We start from the raw sequence: 20,731 nt of genomic DNA, 5'->3' as shown, positions 1-20,731 counted from the left end.
GCCACGGCGCCGCTGTAGAGCAGGGCCTGGCCGATGATGCCGCTGTCGATGCTGACCGCGCCGCCCAGGCTGGTGCTGCCGTCATAGGTCTTGCTGGCGGCAAGCGCCACCGTTTTCGGGTTGATCGTCACCGGCGCGGCGGCCAGCGCCGGCAAGGCGTAATTGCTGGCGCGGGCGGTGGCCGAATCGAGCAGGGTGATGGCGCTGATGGTCTTGCCGGCGACGGCCACATTGGCGTCGCTGGCGACGGCGCCGCTGTATGCCAGCAGTTCGCCGGCCACGCCGGTGGTGATGTTCACCGCAGCCGTCAGGCTGCTGCTGCCGTCGTAGGTCTTGCTCGCTGCCAGCGCCACGGTTTTCGCCGTGATGGTCAACGCTGCGTGGGCCGCGTCGAGCGCCGGCAGCTGGTAATTGCTGGCCAGGCCGGTGGCGTCGGCCAGCGTGATCGCGCTGATTGATTTGCCAGCGGTTGCCACATTGGCGTCGCTGGCGAGCGCGCCGCTGTAGGCCAGCGTTTCGCCCACCACGCCGGTGCCGATGCTGACGGCACCGGCGAGCGCCGTGCTGCCATCGTAGACCTTGCCTGCTGCCAGCGTGACCGTGGCGCGGCTGATGTCGGCGCTGTGCACGCCGCCGACCAGGGTGTAGTCGCTGGCGCTGCCACTGCCGTCAGCCAGGCTCAGGCTGCCGATCGCCACCGTCTTGCCGCTGCCGACATTCTTGTCAGCGATAACGCCGCTGCCGCCCAGCACCAGGCTCTGGCCGTTGTACAGATTGCTCATGCTGAACATGGCGGCGCCGGCGGCAGCGCTGCCGTCGTACACGCGGCTGCCGCTCAGGCTGACGGGGCGGGCATCGATGGTCAGCACGCCGTTGACGAAGTCGAAGGCATAGCCCTTCAGTGAGACCAGGTTGCCAGCGCCGATGGTGATGCTGCCGGTGCCGACGTGGCTATCCTGGTTGAGCAAGGTGCTCAGCGCCGGCATGCCGCTAAAGACGCTGCTGGCCTCGTCGCCGGTGAGCAGGCCGGTGACGGTGTACGTGAGCACCGGGTTGAGCGCGCCATACACGCGGCTCTGGCTGGTGGCGGTAAAGCGCAGGGTGGCGACATCGCTGTAGAGCACGCGGTTGTCGGTGCCGGCCATATTGAGGGCACCGGCGTCGCTGAACGTGACGCCCTGGTAACTGTTGGCATGAATCCCGCCCAGCACGGTGGCCACATTGCTGCTCGAGTAAATCAGGTAGCGCCCGCTGCCCACCGTCAGCGGATTGACGCTGACGTCGCTCCAGCCATTGATGAAATTGGCGCCGCTGCCGGCCGCCAGATAGATATTGCCGCTGCCGCTGGTGGCGACGGTACGGCCGTTCTCGAGCACCAGGTCGCCGGCGCTGCGCACGCTGATGGTGGCGCCGCTGGAGGCCAGGTTGCCACCAATGTGCAGGTTGCCACTGGCGTCGTTCACGTCGATGGCGCCCGCGGCGCTGATGACGCCCAGGGTGTCGATCGCATTGCTGCCCGCGAGCAGGACGCTGCCACCGGCGCTGGCGCTAAACTGGGCGGCGTCGATGGCGGAGCCCTGCGTGATGTCGCCGCCGGCGACCAGTGTGGCGCTGCTGGCGGGGCCCGCGTGCAGGCCAATCACCCCGGCCACACTGGCAATGGCCACGCTGTTGCTGTCGCGGTAGCTGATGGCGCCACCGGCATGGATGGCCAGCTGGGCGACGTCGTTGTCGGCATGCGTCAGGGTGACGGCGCCACCGGCAGTAATTGCCAGTTGCGGCGTGACCACGGGACCGCTCTGGCTGAGCGCGCCACTGGCATTGAGCACCAGGCGGCTGCTGGCGGCCGCGCTGCCGATGCTGGCGGCGCCGGCGACGCTGACGGCGACGTTGTCGCCGCTGAGGACCAGGCTGCCGAAACTGTTGCCGGCGTTATTGAGGGCGATGGCGCCGCTGCCGTTGACACTGCTGTGCTCGGCCGTAAAGCTGGCAGTGCCGCCAATGTGAATGGTGCTGCCGGGCGCCTGGCTGATGCCGGTCTGGCCGGCGGCGCCGACGTTGACGGTCGGGCCGCTGGTGCTAATGGCGATGGCGCCGCCAATGCGGTTGCTGGCATCAGCGAGCACGATGGCATCGCCATGCACGGGTGCCTGGCTGTAGCTCTTGTTGGAAGCGAGGCTGACCACCGAGTAATTGCCGCCCTCCTCGATGTTGCCGAGCACGATAACGCCGGACTGGCGCAATTCGGCCACCGTCGGCGTGATGGTGCTGCCGCCGACGATGTTGCCGGCGCTGCCCATGACGAGCGACGCGGCGTTGATATTGAGCGTATCGCGCACCTGCACATCGCTGTTGGCGCGCTGGATGACTGCCTTGCCCGGTGCACTGAGCTGGTAGTTGCCGCCCACCGAGGTGGCGCCCAGCACGCTGTCGATACTGTTGGCGATGCTGACGTCGCCCGCGGCATGGGTGGTTTCCAGCCCCAGGTCGCCGCCCACATCGAGCCCCTGCAACTGGCTGATCAAGCCGCCCGTTTTGAGCAGCAGATTGCCGCTGGTGTGCATGCCGGCGCTGCCGACTGTGCCGATCTCGAGCGCGCCGCCGGTGCTGAGGCGGACATTGCCGCTGTTGCCGGCCAAAACCGGCAAGACGTTGGCGCCATTGGTCAGTACAAAATTGCCACCCGCGCCCAGCAGCTCGAGGCCGGCGGCGCTGATCGGCTGCGACTGGCTAACGCTGCCACTGGTCGACAGGCTCAGCGCGCCGGCCACCTGCAGGCCGCTCACGCCCACCGTGCCAATATCAAAACTGCCACCCGCGAGGCGCACCGCATCGGCGCTGCCGGCCACCGTGAGCACGCTGTTGGCGGCGTGGTCCAGCACGAACGCATGACCGGACAGCTCGAGGCCGCTGGCGGTGAGCTTCTGGCTCTGGGTGACGGTGCCATCGCTGCTCAGGTGGATGTCGCCACTGCTGGCCAGACCGACGCTGCCGTTGACGCTGCCGATGGCGGCGCCACCGTTGACCGTCACGCGCACGTCGCCCGTGTGACCGGCCAGGGTGTCGATGCGGTTGCCGCCATCATTGAGCACGACACTGCCGCCGCCCAGCAGTTCAAGGCCGGCAGCCGTGATCGGCGCCGTCTGGGTGACGGCGGCGCTGCTCGACAAGCTCAGGTTGGCAGAGGTGCTGATGCCATGGCTGGCGCCGACGCTGCCGACGACCAGGCCGCTGTTGTCGAGTACGCTGGCGCTGGCGGTATTGCCCGCCAGGGTGCCGATGGCGTTGCCGCTATCGGTCAGCAGGTAGTGGCCGCTGGCGCCCTGCAGGTCGAGACCGGCAGCGCTGATGGCGGCCGACTGGGTCACGCTGGCATCGGTGCCCAGCACCAGCTTGGCGCTGGTGTGCAAGCCCACCGTGTTGACGGTGCCGATCACAAAGCCGGCGCCGGCGGCGAAGCTGACGTTGCCCGTGTTACCGGCCACGGTGGTGACGCTGTTGGCATGATCGGCCAGCGTAAAGTTGCCGCCCGTGCCCAGCAGTTCGAGGCCGGCCGCATGCAGCGGGCTCGACTGGGTGACGGCGCCGCTGCTCGACAGCGTCAGCGTGCCACTGGTGCGCAAGCCGTTGCTGTCGACCGTGCCGATATTCAGGCCGGCATTGTCGAGCAGGCGCACGCTGCCGGTGTTGCCAGCGAGCGTGCCCACGGCATTGCCGCCATGTTCCAGCGTGTAGTTGCCGCCCACACCCGATAGTTCCAGCCGTGGCGCGGTCAGCGCCTGCGACGCCGTGACGGCGGCGCTGCTATCGAGGCGCACGGCATCGCTCACCTGCAGGCCGCTGCTGGCGCCGACGCTGCCGATGTCAAAGCCGCTGTTCTCCCGCACGGCGACGCTGCCGGTATTGCCGGCCAGGGTAGTGATGGCGTTGGCGCTGTTGGTGAGCACAAAATTGCCGCCCGTGCCCAGCAGCTCGAGGCCGCTGGCAGCGATTTTTTGACTCTGGCTGACGGTGCCGCTGCTGCGCAGGGTGACGTCGCCGGTGGTGGTCAGTCCGGCCGTGTGGACGGTGCCGATGTCGACGCCGCCGCTGGCGCTCAGGGCGACACTGCCGGTATTGCCGGCCACGCTGGCGATGTTGTTGCCGACATCATCGAGGATGAAGGTGCCGCCCGTGCCCAGCAGTTCAAGGGCAGGCGTGGTCAGCAGGCGCGACTGCGTCACCACCGCCGTGCTCGAGAGCGTGGTGACGCCGCTGACAGCCAGGCCAGCGCTGGCGTTGACGACGCCGATCTCGTAGTCGCTGTTGGCCGTCAGGCTGACATTGCCGGTATTGCCGGCCAGGTGATGGAAGGCGTTGTCGCCCAGGTTGAGCAGATGGCTGCCGCCGCCCAGCAGTTCGAGGCCGCTGGCATGCAGCACGCTGGCGCCGTCTTCGCTCAAGGTGGTAGCGTTGGCGGCAGTGAGGGTGATGTTGCCGGTGGTTTCCAGCTGGCCCAGCAGGGTCGAGGCGCCCGGTGCCAGCACGATATTGCCGCTCGACACCGCCGTACCGGCCCCGTTGCGCGAACGCGCCGTGATGCTGCCAACAGTACTGGCCTGGTCTAACACGATGGCAGCGCCGGCATCATTGCGGGTGGCGATGTCGGCCAGGCCCGTCACCGCCAGCTTGCCGCTGGTGCTGACGGCGCCGCTGGCGACCAGCGCCAGGCTGTCGACGCTGGAGGCAGCGAAATCGGCCGCCCCCGTGACATTGGCGCGCACGGCGTGGGCGGTCAAGGCCATGCTGCCGAAGGTGTTGCCGGCATTGAGCAGGCTGATGTCATGACTGCCGGCATTCAGCGTCAGAGTGGCGCTGCCCAGATTCCAGGCGCTGCTGCCCTGCTGGACGATGTCGCCCGTGTTGCGCAGGCTGACGGCCGACGGCGTGCCATGGATGGCAACGGCGCCGAAGTTGTTGCCGGCATTGGCCAGCGTGATCGGGTGGCCGGCGGCGAACACGGTCAATTCGCCCGAGGTAATGGCGGCGCTCTGGCTGATGCCACCACCGCCATTGAGGGTCAGCGGACGGGCGGCGAAACTGAGGGGGCCAGCCAGATCGAGGCTGCCGCTACCGCTGGCGCTGCCGATGGTCAGGCTGGTCAGGGTGCCAATTGGCAGCAGGCTCATTTCCGCCGCCGTCAGGTTCAAGCCGGTGATCGGCGCGCCGCTGCCATTGACGGCGACATTGCGGCCAGCGCTGGCCGGTTGCAGCAGCAGGCTGCCGGCACCGGTGACGGCGCGCGCAAAGTTGATTTCATCGGCGGTCAGATTGATGGCATTGGCGTTGAAACTGACCAGGTTGCCGAAGTTGAGCACGCCGCTGCCGGCATTGAAGGTGAGCGCGCTGCCGCTGGCCGGCTGCACATCGACGAGATTGTTAAAGCTGATGCCGACGCCACCGAGGTTGCCGGTGGTGGTAACGATGCCGGTGTTATAGACCTGCGGCCCGGCGATCGTGAACGCCGGCAGGGTAATGCCCGAGCTGCTGTTGACGGTCAAGCCGGTCAATGCACTTTGCAGCTGGCCGAGACCGGTGACGCTGCCCCCGCCGAGGTTGAGGGTCAAAGTCTTGTTGCTGCCGACTGCCCCCCCGAAGCTGAGCACGCCATTGGCGGTACTCAGGGTCAGGTCATTGTCGACCGCCACCGTGCTGCGGAAGGTGATATCACCGCCGCCACTGTTGATGGTGGAAGCGCCCGCCACTGCCACCGGGCTCTTGAAATCAATGGCGTCGTTGGTGGTCGACAGGTTCACGCCCACGTTGGTCAGGCCGCTGGCAGCCTGGGTGCTGATGGCGTTGAAGGTGGAGGCGGCGTTGGTAAAATTGATGGCGCCACTGCCTTCGGTTTTCAGCTGCAACGGGCCGGAAACGTTCTGGCTCTGCGCCTGGCTGACGCCGTCGACGCTGATGGTGCCGCTGCCGCTGGTCGAGAGCAGCAAGCCGCCCGAAGTCGAGATGCGCTGCAGCTCGTCGCCGGAAATATGCATGCGGCCGGCGACGGCGGCAGGCGTGCCTCCCAGATAAATGTCGTTGTTGTTGACGCCGCTAATCGTCAGCAGGCCGGAGCCGGTCGAGATCGAGCTGCTGCCATTCATTTGCAGGTCGGCCGCCGAGATGCTCAAGGCGTGGTTGGTGACGTTGAGCGAAATGCCGCTTGGCAGAATCAGGGCGCCGCTGCCGTCGCCGGCGGCGCCAGCCGAGAAGGTGACGTCGTTGCCGGCCGTGCGGCTTTGCACCAGGGTGATGTCGTGCTGCGCGGTGTAGCTTTGCAAGCCGCTGGCGTTGATGTTCGGCAGCGACAGATTGTTGCCAGTCACGCCGATGTCGGCCAGTGCGGTGGTCAAACCGAGCTGGCCTCCCAGCACGACATTGCCGCCGCTGCCCGCCTCGATGACCAGGTTATGGGCGCCGTCGATGGTGCTCTTGGCGGTATTGAAGGTGATCGAGCCGCCGGTGGTGATGCGGGTGTCGCCGCTCAGGCTGGTCGCGCCCGAGACACTCAGATTACCCGCTCCCTGCGTGCGCAGATTGCCATTGAGGGTGATGTCGCCGCCCGCATTGAGGCCGGCCGCGTAAGTCTGGTTACCGCTGGTGGTGACCGCGGGCAAGGTAATGCTGGCGGCGCTGACATCAAACGAGGTCAGCGGTGTGACGGCGCCGATGGCGCTGCCAAATACCACGGTGCTGCTGCCGGCGCTGACGGCCAGCGCTGCGGCGCCATTGATGGCGCCAGTGAAAGCGAGCGGCGCATTGTTGCTGTTGATGGCAGCCGCACCACCGTCGAGGTTGAGGGCAGCGCCAAAGCTGATGCCATTACGGGCGTTAAAGCTCAGCGCGCCGGTGGCTGGTCCGTGCAAAGTGACGGCGCTGGCGAAGGTGGAGCCGACGCTGCCGTTGCCGACGCTGACATCGCCGCCGAAGGCCAGCGCTCCCTGCGCGCGGATGCCCGAGGCGGTGGCCACGGTGGCGGCAAAACTGGTGGCACCGCTCGAGAGCAGGTCGAGTGCATAGCCGGCGCCGCTGCCGACCGGCGTGGCGGCGCCGAGCGCCGCGCCAAAGCTGGTGGCGCCGCTGCCGGCATTGACGACCAGGTTGTAGGCGCCGTTCAGGCCGCCCTGCACATTGATGTCGCTGTCGTGCGAATTGATGGCGACGGCGCCACCGGTGAGGACGACGGCACCGCGGAAGGTCAGGCCGCGATAGCCCGACAGGGTGCTGGTGGCGCCGCTGCGGCCCACCGTCAGGGTACCAGTGCCAAAGTCGGAACCGAAGCCGCTACTGACGTCGCCGCTGGCGAAGCTGGCATCGTTTTGCAGCACCAGGTTGCCGCCACCCGAAGCGAGCAGCCCCGAGTTGGCCGACAGGGCGGCAGCGAAAGTGGTCACGCCGCTGCCAGCGAGCGTGACGGCGGCGCCAACGCCACTGCCGATATTGCTGACGGTCTTGCTGAAATTGACGGCGCCACTGCCGCCATTGACGGTCAGGTTTTGCGCGCCGCTGACGGTGTCGGCAAAGTTGATGATGCCATCGTGGCTGGCGATGCGGGCCGGCCCGGTGGCCAGGGTGAGCGGGCTGTTGAAATCGATCTGGCCGGTACTGCTGGTGTTGCCGACATTGCCGTTGACGGTGATGCCACCGGCCGCCGTGAACTGCATCGGACCGGACACCGCGAACCCCGCCTGCGGCAGCGCCAGGGTATAGGCATTGACCGTCAGGCCGGTCAGCGCCGCATCGAGATACTCGAGACCGCTGACACTGCCAGCATTACCGGCCGGCGTGGCCAGGGCGTTGACGGTCAGCGCATGGGCGCCGTCGACGCCGGCGCCGAACGCGGTCAAGCTGCCATTCGAGCGCACCGTGGTATCGCCCGTCAGGCTCAGGCCGCCATTGAAGGCGACGCCATCGTAGCCGCTGAAGGTGATGCCGCCCATGGTGGCGCGGCCGGCCAGGGTGCTGCCACTGCTGCCGTCACCCAGGCTGACGTCGCCGGCAAAACTGCTGGCCCCGTTCAGGTTGATGCCGCTGTTGGTTTCCAGGGTGCTGCCAAAATGGACGGCGGCGGCGTTGATGTCGAGCGCGGCGCCGCTGGTCGTGCCGAGCCGGGCGATATGACCGACGGCGCCATTGAAGGCGACGCTGCCGCTGCCAGCGTTGGCGCTGAGCTTGTAGCTGCCGTTGACGATGCCGCCAAAGACGATGTCGGAATTGACCGTGTTGATGGTCGAGGCGGCCGCCAGGGTCAGCGGGCTGTTAAACGTGATCGCCCCCGGCGCCGTACTGGCCAGGGTGCCGCCGACGGTGATGCTGGTGGCGTTGTAGGTTTGCGGGCCGGCGATACTGAAACTGCCCGGCACGATGATGGTGCCGGCAGTGGCATTCAGGCTGCTGATGTCGGCGCCGATATTGCTGATGCCGATGATGTTTTGCGCGCCGGCGTCGAGCGTGAGCGCATACGGGCCGCTGACCGCACCGGCGAGCGTGATGGTGCTGTCGTGCGAAGTGATGGTGCTGGCGCCCGATTGCAGCTGCAGGCCGCCATTGAAGGACAGGTTGTTGTAGCCGCTGATGTTCATGCCACCGAGTTTGCCGAGGGTGACGGCGCCGCCAAAGATCGACGCCTGGGCGCCATGGCCCAGGATGACATTGTCCTGCAACACCAGCGGGCCGGCCACGCTGATGCCGTCGTTGGTCGAGAGCGTCTTGTGGAAGGTGGTGGCGCCGCTGCCCTGCAGCAGCAAGGTGGTGGTGCCGGCAGCGCCGACATTGCTGACGGTATCGTAAAAATCGACCGCGCCGCGCGTGTTGATGCCCAGCGTGTAACCAGCGCCGGCCACCGTGCTGTTAAAAATCACCGGCGTCGAGGTACCGGCGCTGGTGTTATTGATCTGCATGGCCGCGCCCAGCGTCACCGGGCTGTTAAAGGTGATGGCGCCGGCGGCGGTGCTGGTCATCGAGCCCGACAGGGTGATGCCGCCATCGCTGGTGTAGGTCTGGGCGCCGGCGATGCTGACCGTGTTGGGCACGCTCAGGGCGGTATGCGAGTTCACTTCCAGCGCCGCGCTGCTGGCCGAGACGCGCAGCAGCTGCGAGACGGCGCCGCCGGTCGAGGTCAGCGACACTTTATGGGCGCCGATGCTGATGACGGAACTCGATGAGACGGCATAATCGCCGGCGCCGGTGTAGACCAAGTCGCCGCCGGTGAAGTTGGCGGCCACATTGTCGATGTAATTGTTGGGACCGTTCAGGCTGGCCGAACCGGTACCCGACAGCAGGATGCCGTTGCCGCTCAGGGGCGCCGACTGGGTGATGGCGCTACCGGCAGTGATGGTCAACAGGCCGGTGACGGGATCGACCGCTGCGCCGGCGATGTCGATGGCGTTCTTGTCGGTGATCTTGACGTTGTTACCGGCGACGACGGTGACGGCGCCGAAGTCGTTGTCAGCGTAGACCAGGCTGATGTCGTAGCGGGCGGTCGGGCTGGCCGAATTGCGCGCCGTCAGCGTGGTGACGCCGGGCACGCGCCAGCCGATGCCGGCGTCATCGATGCTCTTGTTGGCGACGATGGTGGCGTTTTGCGCGCTGATGGTCAGGCGGCCGATCTGGTTGTCCGGCTGGGTCAGCAGCACGTCGCCGCTGGCATTGAGGGTGACGGGGGTATAGACGGTGTCGACGCCGGCACCGCTCAGTTGCAGGCGCCACGGGCTGGCCTGGGTGATGTTGCCGGTGGCAGCGATCGCTGCCGATTCGGCATAGCTGGCGCCATCGGCCACGCCCAGCAGCGACAGGGCGCCGAAGGTATTGCCGGCGTTGCGCAGGTTGATCAGGTAGTTGTGGTTGTGACCGGCGGCGATCGACAGCGCGGTGGTGCCGGTGGTGTGCCAGTCGCCGGCGCTGCTGCCATCCTGGACGATGTTGGCGTTTTCGCGCAGCGCCACGTTGGCGCCGCTGATGGCTACATTGCCGAGCACGTTATCAAAGCCGCCCAGGCGCACATCCTTGGCGTTCTCGGCAACCAGCTTGACGGTGGCGCCCGGCAGGTTCCACAGGCTGCCCTGTTCGATCGCATCGTTTTCCGTCAGCGCCAGCGAAGCGGGCGTGCCATTGCTGGAATTGACTGCCACCAGGCCAAGCACATTGCTGTTGGTCAGGATGATGCGGTTGGTGCGGGCGTCCAGCGTCACCGGCGCGCTGCCCAGCAGCCAGGCCGAGGCCTGGGTCAGGTCGGCATTGTCGGTCAATAGCACGCTGCTCAAGGTGCCGGCGGCGCCGCTGGTGGACAGATTGAGGGCACCCAGCTTGTTGCTGAGGTTGGCGAAGCTGATTGACTTGCCGGTCGGGTTGACCACGTTCAGGCTGGTGATGCCGCTGGTGTTCCAGCCGATGTCGCCGGCGCTGTTCCATGGCCCGAGGGCGGCGCCGTCGGTGATGCTGCCCGCCTCGGTGATGCTGACGGCGGCCGCGCGCACGTACAGGTCGCCCAGCAGGTTGGCCGGATTGGCCAGGGTGATGTTGCCGGCGCCGGAGACGCCGCTGCTGTCAAAGGCCAGCAGCTTGACACTGTTGCCAGCGAGGTTGCCGGCCGACCAGGCGCCGGCGGCGCCAACGTCGCTGATGGCGTCGCCACTGCCATTGGCCCTGGCGTACACGATCACGCTGCTCGGCAGGCTGTTGGTCAGGCCGGAGGCAGCGAGCACCTGCAGGGGACCGAAACTGTTGCCCACATTGTTCAGGATGACCGAATAGGCGCCGCCGTCGACGGTGGTGGCGCCATGCACGGTCCAGGCGCTGCCCTGGCTCATGCCGTAGTAGCTGTCCGCCGTTTCGCGCACGGTGACGGCGCCGAAGCTGGTGGCGCCGGCGTTGTACTGGGTAATGGTGAGGTCGCCGAACACATTGCCGACCTGGTCGAGGGCAATCGCCTGCTCGTTCGAGGTGGCGATGGTCACCGCGCGGCGGGTCGAGGCGTTGCCGCCATTGGTACCGTTAAAGTTCCAGGGCGCTGCCTGGGTGACGGCGTCGTTTTCGCGGATGCTGACGTCACCGGCGTTGCTGATCGCCAGGTTGCCCAGCACGTTGCCGCTCTGCGGCAGGTTGATGCCGTTATAGAAATTGCCGAAGGTGGTGGTGCTGGCAGGGTCGGCCAGCACGGCGGTCGCTGGCAACTGGGTCAAACTGCCGCCAAAGCCCGAGGACAGCGACACCGTGCCGGTGGCATTGACGTTGCCGAGCACCACATTATTGCGGGGATTGAGCGTGAAATTGCGGCCCGCCAGCAAGGTCACCGTTTGCCAGGCATTTTGACCGTTGTCGAGAATCACATCGCTGCCGGCCGGCACGCTGAAACTGGCCACCCCGCTGCCGGCGCTGCCGATGTTCATGTAATAGCCGGTGTTGTTGCCGATCGAACTGTCGCTGATGCTGCCACCGGCCGTCACCGTGAAGTTGCGGCTGACGTTGAAGTAAGACTGGTTCGAATACAGGTCGATTGTGTTGACGTCGACGATGCTGACGTCGCGCGCGCGGTTAATTTCGATGTGATTGAAATCGTTGCCGGCATTGGTGAGGGTGATGTCGCCGCCGGCCGAGGTGCCGAAGGTGCTCTGGCCCTTGGCGTCGGCGCTGTTGTTGACCACCAGCGCCCCGCTCTGGCTGATGCTGCCCTGCGGCACTTGCACCAGCAGATTGCCGTTGACGGTCAGCGCCGGCAGCGTCAGCGAGCTCGCATTGTCGTAATAAAAGACGACGTTGTTCAAGCCATTGGTCAAGCCGGTGATCAAGCCCGCTGCCGCACTGGTGTTGCGCAACGAGACATCGCGGAAGCTGCCGGCGCCGCTGGTGGCGGTGGTGACGGTGCCTGAGAAACTGTTGGCGGGACCCTGGTAGCCGTTGTTGCTGATGTAGGTGTCGAGGTTGGGGCCGAGCAGCAGGTCGCTGTTGGCGGCCGTCACCGTGAAGGTGGCGGTGCCGCCGACCGACAGCGGGGCGACATCTTCATTGTTGCGGTAACTGGCAATGCTGCCGCCGGCGGTGACCGCCAGGTTGCCGGCAATGGTGCTGCGGTAAGTGGCGTCATCGCGACCGAACATGATGGCGTTGCTGTCGACCAGGGTGGCATTTTTAGCCGAGACTATCTGCACGCGGTTGAAATTATTGCCTGCCGAGTCGAGCGTGATGTCGTTGCCGGCGCCGGCGGTGAGCTGGGTATAGCTGCCGACAATAATATTATTGCTGCCAGCAATGGCGCCAACCGTATTGACCGTCAGGTTGCCATCGATGGCGAGGCTGCCGCCGGTGCCGAGAGCGACCGCGCCCTGGCCGCTCAAACTCAGGCTGCCGTGGATGGTGGCGCTGGCCACGCTGATGGCGCCCTTGCCGCTGACGTTGGCGCTGCCGCTGCTGGTGGTGACGTCGCCGAGGCTGATGGCGCCGGACGTGCTGCTGGTCATGTTCAAGTCGTTACCGACCACCATGCTACCGGTACTGATGGCGTTGGCGGCACTGACCGTCAAACCCTTGTTGATGTTGGCGCTGGCAATCGTCAGGGCATTGGCATCGGTGATGATGGCGTAGCCACCCGTGTTGAGCTGGCCGCCGCTGTTGATACTGAGGGTGACGGCGCCCTGGAAATCATTGCCGGCATTGCCCAGATTGATGTAGGGATCGCTGTTGCTAAAGCCCCCGCTGACGGCAGTGAACGAGGCGGCGCCGTCGACCAGCAGGGCGGCGCTGTTGGCGATCGGGCCGCGGGTGGCCACCGTCAGCGAACCGGCGGTGTGGCCGCTGATGAGCAGCGCATTGTTGTCGGCAATGCTGACATTGCCGGCAACCACGTTGATCGTATTGAAGTCGCTGGTGCTGCGGTTGATGGTGACATCGCCCGTGCCCACATTGATGGTGGTGAGGTCCTGGGCGACGACGTTACCGAACAGGTTGACGATATCGCGCGGCTGGCTCGAGGTGATCGTCATGTTGCCGCTGATGGTGGTGCCACCGAGGTCGATGCGCCCGCTGGCGGCGGAACCGCTGCTGCCGTGGTGGGCAATGACATAGCTGCCGGCGGTGACCTGGCCGGCGCTGATGGCGCCCGACACGCCGCCGCTGTCCATGCTGATCGACACGGCGCCGCCGCGCGCATCGATCAAGCCGTAGTTGGTAAAGCTGGCCGGACTGCTGTCACGCAGTGCGCCGTTGGCGCCGCTGTCGTTGACGGTGAAGGTGATGGCGCCGCCATCGGAAATCACCGAGCCGTTGAGGGTGATGCTGTGGCCGGCGTTAAACACCAGCTCGCCGCCAGTGCCGCTCGGGTTGTCCGAGACAATCGACGCGTTCACGACGATATCGTTATTCGCCTGCAGCACGACCTTGGTGCCAAGGTTGGTTTGCGCGGTGATGGTCGCTGGCGTGATGGTGCTGTCGGCGCCCGGATTGTCCGTAAATTCGTTGACGTCGGCGAGCGCGGCGGGGGCGCCGCTGGCCGCATCGATGGTCAGGTTCAAGGGGTCGAGCAGCAGGCTGCCGGCCTTGCCGCCCTTGCCGGCCGCCGCGCTGGCGTCGACCGTGCCGGCGAACAGCAAATTGCCCTTGCCCGACACTTCGACCTGGCCGCCGTCACCACCGCCGGCGCCGCCGCGGGCGGCAATGCTGCCGTGGAAAGCGCTCTGGCCATCGGCCCACACCACCACCGTGCCGCCGGCGCCGACTTCGGTGGCGCTGGCATCGATACTGGCGTGGCTGCCGACGCTGACCTGGCTGGCGTTGGCGATGCCCGCGTCGGCGCCATGCAGGCCACCGCCCACGCGCACGGCGCCGCCGCCGCTGGCGCCGCTGGCGTCGAGCGCGCTGTCGCCGAACAGGCCGACCCGATCGGCGCTCAGGCTGATGCTGCCACCCTTGCCGCGGCGGCTGGAACTGCGCAGCTGGGTCGCGCCCAGCAGCGCCACCGTTGGCCGGTCATTCGGTGCCGGCGGCAGACCGGGCGCCTGGCCGCCGCCGGCGACGCTGATGGCGCCGCCGCCGGCGTCACCGCTGACGGTGAGGCTGGCATCCTGCAGGGTGACGTTGTGGCCGGCTGTGACGGCCACGCTGCCGCCCTGCCCGCTGCCGCCGTCGGCTGCTACGCTGCCGCTGACGCTGACGTCGCCGCTCGCTTGCAGCGCCACCGTGCCGCCGCCGGCGCCGGTGCCGCTAACGTCGATGCTGGCGCCCGCCGTCTGCACGATGCCCTGCGCGTGCAGGGCGATGCTGCCGCCGGCGCCGGCGGGCAGCGCCGCCGCCGCGCCAGCGGCGCTGATGCTGCCACTGTTGACGATGGCAGGCGCAGTCAGACTGATGCTGCCGGCGGGACTGCCGTCGGCGCCACCGTTGGCACTGATGACGCCGCTATTTTCAATTCTGTCACCCGCTTCGAGCACGATCCGTCCGCCCTTCATCGCCAGGCCGGTCGCTTCCAGGCGCCCCGTGTTTTTTACCACCGCACCCTGCAGGCGGTCGAGCGAGCGCGCCGACAGCACGATATAGCCACCGGGCGCCAGCACGGCGCCGCGGTTTTCCACCAGGCCGCGAATGGCCGAAGCGGTCACGCTGATGCCGGCCAGCGAGCCGCTGCCTTCGATGTTGAGGGTGAAGGTTTCGCCTGCGGCCATGGCCACGCTGCCCAAACGGGCGATGATCACGCCTTCGTTCCGCACTTCCGCTGCCAGCAGGGCGATGTAGCCGCCCAGCGCCGCGCGCAGCGTGCCTTCGTTGACGACGCTGCCGCCGGCGCCGTTGCGGGTGAAGGTGGTCTTGCCGGCCATGAAGTCGGCGTCGCTGATGGTGTGGGTGGTGGCGGTCAGCGCGCCCACATCGACCGAGGCCGTCTTGCCGAAGTAGACACCATTCGGATTGCTCAGGAACACCTGGCCATTCGCCGTGATCTTGCCCATGATCTGGCTAGGATTACTGTCGAGCACACGGTTGAGGGTGGCGGAATTGCTGCCCGGCTGATTAAAATTGACCTGCGCCGCACTGCCAAGATTGAATGTTTCCCAACTGATCGACGCACGCTGGGTGGTTTGATTGATATTGAGCACCGCACTGGCCGGATCGGCCGACGCCACGATCGCCGCCGTACCGGCCGTCACCAAGCCGCCGGTTGGCAGCTGCTGCGGCAGCGGCGGCCCGGCCTGCGCCGGCGGCAGCAGGGCGGCCGTCGCCATCAACGGCGCCACCAGCGCAAGCGCACTGGCGCTGCGTTTGCCGCGCGCCCTGGCTTTTTCCGAGACCGCCACCCACGCCTGCACGGTTTCGTTCCAGACCAGACGGAAAATACGGTTCATGCTTGCGTGTGCGCTCATCAGTGGCTTTCGGTATTCTTGGGAAGATGGAAACGGCTTCCGGCCCGGCCATGTAACAATTGACTCGTTCAATGGTGGAGGTTGCCACTGTGCAATGTAGACCAATAGTTGCCACACGACACCACGTAAAACACGGGAGGCGTGCACTGCCAGACTGTGCAGTGCTGTGTGAAGACGTCGATAAACGTGCGCAACTGCGCCGCCGGCAGCCGCTCACATTGTCAAACGCTCACACCGGCCGATGGCGCGGTGCAGAACCAGGCGGGGGCGGGGGCGGGGGCGGAAAACGTTACGCCAGCATGCTGCGCAGCTGGGCCCGTGAATTGACACTGAGCTTGAGATAAATACTGCGCACGTGGGTGTCGGCGGTGTTGGCGCTAAAACCGAGTTTGGCGGCGATTTCCTTGTTGCCGTAGCCACGCGCCAGCAGGCGCAGCACATCGGTTTCACGCTCGGTCAGCTTTTCGAGCAGCTTGTCGGCCAGCTTCAGGCGGCCGTCTGCGGCGGCGCTGGCCGCAGCGGCGGCGGCCAGCCCCTGCTGCTGAAATTCGAGCAGCAGCAGGCGCGCGATGGCGGGGGTGATGGGCGAGCCGCCGGCCAGCACTTGCCCGACCGTGCGCACCAGATCGGCATCCATGGTGGCCTTGACGATGTAACCGGCGGCGCCAGCGCGGATCGCCGCCAGCGCAACGGCCGGCTCCTCGACGGCGGTGATCACCAGGATCGGCGTGCCTGGCATGCTGTCGGCCACCGCGCCGATGACGTCGACGCCGCTACCATCGGGCAGGTTGAGGTCGACGATGGCCAGCCGCAGTGGCGCCAGCGCGCCGCCCTCGAGTGCCGCCCGCGCCTGCGCGCAGGTCGCTGCATGGTGCAGGCGGGCGGCCGGAAAGTGCGCCTGCAAGGCGTGCAGCACCCAGGCGGCGAAATGGGCGTCATCTTCCACCAGCAAGAGGTGGGGCGGGGCTTGTGGCATAGTCTGGGGTTGTCAGAGCAAAATTGAACAGCTGGATGACGAACTTATAACAGGCCCGGCATGTCATTGCAAGAAACCTCCCGCCCGGCGCCCCTGCCCTTGCCTGCCGCAACGACTGGCGCCGGCGCCACAGCACGACGCGGCTGGATTGCCGCGCTGGTGCTTCTGCTGCTGCTGCTGCTGGCCGCGCTGGCGGCGCTGGTCGACAGCTACGAGATCGGCGGGCCGGCCGCTTACGCCAATGGCATCGGCGGCAGCGCCAGCGTGGTGCGCGCGGCGCGCTGGTTCGATGCGGGCGCTGACGGCGCCGCCGGCAGCGTTGCCATCACGCCGCCCGACGCCACCGTCATGGCGCAGCGCGGCCTCGCCGTGGCGCTGCCGCACCTGCTGGCCAAGACGCTGGCGCAGCCGACCATCAACTGGTACCGCATGACGGTGCAGATCGCCGCGCCGGTGCCAGGCGCGGTGGCGGCCGCTGCCTGCGTGCCGCGCTGGTCGTCGAGCGCCTCGGTGTGGATCGATGGCAAGCAGCTGATCGCCACCGCCGGTGGCGGCAACGTCATGAACGACTGGAGCCGGCCGCAATTCATCGCCCTGCCACCGGACCTGGCAGCCGGCCCGCACCAGCTCGACGTGCGCCTGCGCGCGCTGCCGGCGCTGGCGCCCGGCCTGTCTGAAATCTGGATCGGCGATGGCCCCCTGATCCGCACGGCGTGCGCCACCCTGGCCGAGCAGCGCGAAGCGCGCATCCTCGGTTCGGGCCTGTTGATCGGCATGATGGGGCTGGCCGGTGTGCTGACGGCGCTGCTGTTTGGCGATGCCGCCGCCGCCTGCTTCGCCCTGATGGCGATGCTGTGGGTGGCCCAGCTGGCGCTCTCGCGCGGGCTGTCACTGGGCCTGGGCGAGCAACACTGGACGCTGCTGTTCATCGCCAGCCGTACCGCCTTCGTGCCGCCGATGATGCTGTTTTGCCTGCGCATCGCCCAGCTGCGCCGGCCCCGCCTCGAGCGCACCATCGTGCTCGGCTATGGCGCCGCGCTGGCGCTGTTGCTGGCACTGGCGCCGCAACAGTGGGCGCGCTGGCTGACCATGGTGGCGCTGCTGCTGATCCTGGCGCTGCCGTATTTCCTCGCCCAGCTGGTGCGCCATGCGCTGCGCACACCCACCATTTCCGGCGCCGTGCTGGCCGCCGCCATCGTCTTCGTGATGGTGTCGAATGTGCTCGACATCATGCGCTGGGCCGGCGCCGCCCCGTACAGCAGCGGCTCGCTATCGATCCTGTCGATGCCGATGCTGTCGCTGGCCTTCGGCGCGCTGCTGTTCGAGCGCCTGGTGGGCTACGCCCGCAGCGAGATGGTGGCCGCCGAAACGCTGCGGCTCACGGTAGCGCACCAGGCCGAGCGCATCGCCGCCGACTTCGCCGTATTAAAAGCCCAGGGCGAGCGCCTGGTGGTGCTGGAAGAACGCCGCCGCATCGCCCGCGACATGCACGACGGCGTCGGCTCGCACCTGGTGTCGGTCAGCGCCCTGCTCAAAAGCGGGCGGGCGATGGGCCAGAGTCACATCGCCGGGCTGGTCGACGGCGCCCTGCACGAACTGCGCGGCGTGCTCGACGTGCTGTCGGCCGAACCGGCCATCGATGGCGATGACGACCCTGTCTCCACCCTGCTGGGCTCGCTGCGCTGGCGCGTCGCCCCGGTGCTTGAATCGCAGGGCATCGAGCTGGAATGGCAGGCCGACAGCCTGCCCGCCGATTTCCTGCCCGGCGATGCTGCCCGCCTGCACCTGCTGCGCCTGCTGCAAGAAGGATTTACCAATATCGTCAAGCACGCCGGCGCCAGCAAGGTGCGTTTTCGCTCGGCCATCGAGGACGGCGTGGTGGTCATCGAACTGTGCGACAACGGCTGCGGCATGGCGGCGGCGGACGATGCCGCGCTGCCCTGCGCCCGCGGGCTGGGCCTGGGCGGCATGCGCCAGCGCGCCGCGCTGATGCGTGCCAGCTTCGAGCTGCGCGCCTGCGCGCCGGGCACGGGGATTTATTTGCGCTTTGCCGGCTTGCCGCCAGTTGCGCCGTAGTGGTGGCTGACCTGGGTGGCCCTCAGGTAGCGCTCAGGTATCCATCAGGCATCGCTCTGCGGCAGGGGAAACTCGAAACAGATCGACTGCACGGTCAGGCTGGGGTTCGCCGCCGTGTCCCAGCGCTTGCTGTAATCGGGCTGGTCGTTCAGTCCTTCGACCATCACCGTCATTTCCGACACATGGCCACCGCGGAACATGTCGAGCAGGGCGGCGTAGCGCTCGGGCGACTGGTGGACGTCGATGGCACAGCGCGCCTGCTTGGCGTCGCCGACGTAGCGCAACCACCCCGGCGGATGATTGGTGCCGCTGTGGCGGAAAATTTTCATGCTCCAGGCCACATTGTTGAGCAATCTCGACGCCGAGGTATAAATGCGCGGCCCGCCCGTCAGCTGCAACTGCAGGGAAATCACCGGCTCGCTCTCAGCAGCACCATCCTGGCGCAACACCTGGACGCTCGACCGGCTCTCGAAAATCAGTTCCACAGTCATGGCATCCCCTGGTTAAACCTGCATCATGGTAGCGCGCTACCGGCCCGCGCACGCTATGTTTCACACGCGATTGCATTAAAACGGCAGTGCTGCCTGCAGCCACAGGCGATTACGTTCGAGCGAACCGTCCTGGTCACGGCCGGCCGCGGTGGGATTCGGGTTGCTGCCCAGGCGGCGCGCCAGGGTGGCCTTGACGTTATAGCCGCGTTCGCTGTACCAGGCCAGCGCCAGGCCGGCGCCCTTCAGGCTAAAGCCGTTCGGCAGCGCCGCGCCGGCAATCGCATTGTCGTGATTAACGCGCACCACGCCGTAGTCGAAAAATCCGCTCAGGCGCCAGTTGGCGGGCAGTCGCAGGCGCGCTTCGAGGTTGACCAGGGCGCCGTCGGCGCCGCCACCTTCGTTGCCGGGGTAGGCGCGCACGCCGCTGGCGCCGCCCAGATAAAACTTTTCCGATGAATCGAGGTTGCGGTTGCTCGACTGCCCGGACACGGCGCCATACAGCCCCAGCGCCGGACTGAGCACCTGTTCGCGGGCGACGGCAAAACGGATCTTGCGGTAGGCGCCGGCGCTGCGCGTGCTGGCGGCGTCGGCCCGTTCATTGGGCGAACCGGCCAGGTCGATGTCGCCCATCGCCAGTACCAGGCTGGCGCTGCTGGCACCACCACCGCCCCAGTTATCGAACAGATTGCCATTCAAGGCGGCGCTGGCGCTGTTGCTGCGGTAGCGGGTGGCGATGACGCCGGCGGAGCGGTTATCGAAGCGCTTGTGGTCGGCGTTCACGCCCAGGTACAGATTGCGCAGGCGCGCGCGCAGCAGCGGATAGCTCGCTTCGATGCCAACGCTGGCCGAATTGCCGCTGGCCTGCAAACTGGCAAAGCTGGCGCCCACCAGCCGGTAGCTCAGATAGGACGCCGAGGCGCCGGCGCGCCAGCCGGCCGCGCCCAGCGGCGCCAGCAGGCCAACGCGCAGGTAGTCGCTGCCTTGGCTATGGAGCAGGTTCAGCGCGGCGAGCTCGCCCTGGCCCAGCGCGCTGTTGATGGACAGATTGGCGGCCAGCCGCGCCGGGCCGGTCGAGCGCGCGCCACTGTTGTCGACGCTGGCGTCGCCGCTGAACAGGGCACCCTCGGTGAGGGTGAGCAGCAGGTCGGTTTCGGCCTGCTGTTCGCCTTCAGCGAGCGCAGCGACGACGCCGACGGCGGGCAAGTCTTCGATCAATAGCAGGGCGCGGTCGAGGCGCTCGCCCTGCAGCGGCTGGCCGCTGGCCTGCGCCGCCGCCACCATGGCGGCGATGCGGGCCGGCGTGGCGCGCTGGCCGCCGCCCTGCTGGCGCAGCTTGCCGAACACCGCTTCGACCACTTGCACGGTGAGCACGCCGCCATCGATATCCTGCTGTGGCAGATAGGCGCGCACCACCCAGCCCTGCTGGCGGTAAGCGCTGGCGACGGCGATGGCGACGTTTTGCAGCTGGGCGAAATCGAGCGGCTGCCCCAGGTACGGTGCTACCACCGGCGCCAGCGTGGCGTCGCTGAGCAAGCTATTGCCGACGAAACGCACCGCGCTCAAGGTGACGGTGGCGCCGCCCAGCGAACGCAAGGGCTGCGGCAGGGCCAGCGGCGGCGCCGCTTTCGGCGGCAGCAGCGGACGGCGTTCCTGCTCGAGCTGCTGGCGCAGGGCGCCGGCATCGGGCACGCTTTGCGCGCTGGCACTGGCAGCAACGCCGGCGAGCATGCTGGCGGCAAGCAGGTATTGAAGCGGGTTACGGACACGGGCACGGGCAACGGACATGGTGGCGGGACTCGGTAAGAACAGGT

5 protein-coding genes are annotated in these 20,731 nt (G+C 67.3%); 1 reads left to right on the top strand and 4 read right to left on the bottom strand.

What is annotated here, in order from left to right; genetic code table 11:
* Positions 1-15,377, bottom strand: a 15,377-nt coding sequence (locus ACP7BZ_RS11430; protein ID WP_426113163.1) for a filamentous hemagglutinin N-terminal domain-containing protein, incomplete at its 3' end; no start/stop codon positions are given.
* 289 nt (positions 15,378-15,666) lie between these two features.
* Positions 15,667-16,353 (bottom strand): LuxR C-terminal-related transcriptional regulator, encoded by a 687-nt coding sequence (locus ACP7BZ_RS11425; protein ID WP_426113161.1) that lies wholly within the window; start codon positions 16,351-16,353, stop codon positions 15,667-15,669.
* Positions 16,354-16,413: 60 nt separating this feature from the next.
* Here ACP7BZ_RS11425 and ACP7BZ_RS11420 point away from each other — a divergent pair, with 60 nt between their 5' ends.
* A complete protein-coding gene (locus ACP7BZ_RS11420; protein ID WP_426113159.1) occupies positions 16,414-18,429 on the top strand; it encodes a sensor histidine kinase in 2,016 nt (671 codons plus the stop codon).
* Between the two features lie 44 nt (positions 18,430-18,473).
* Here the strand turns inward: ACP7BZ_RS11420 and ACP7BZ_RS11415 are convergent, their stop codons facing one another.
* Complete coding sequence (locus ACP7BZ_RS11415; protein WP_426113157.1) at positions 18,474-18,920, bottom strand: hypothetical protein; 447 nt, start codon at positions 18,918-18,920, stop codon at positions 18,474-18,476.
* A gap of 75 nt (positions 18,921-18,995) precedes the next feature.
* Complete coding sequence (locus tag ACP7BZ_RS11410; RefSeq protein ID WP_426113155.1) at positions 18,996-20,705, bottom strand: ShlB/FhaC/HecB family hemolysin secretion/activation protein; 1,710 nt, start codon at positions 20,703-20,705, stop codon at positions 18,996-18,998.
* Positions 20,706-20,731 lie beyond the last annotated feature (26 nt).

The organism is Massilia sp. PWRC2 (assembly GCF_049896725.1).
Taxonomy (GTDB): domain Bacteria; phylum Pseudomonadota; class Gammaproteobacteria; order Burkholderiales; family Burkholderiaceae_D; genus JAFCUW01.
Note: the sequence above shows the minus strand (reverse complement) of the source record. Positions and strands in the feature narration are given on the sequence as shown.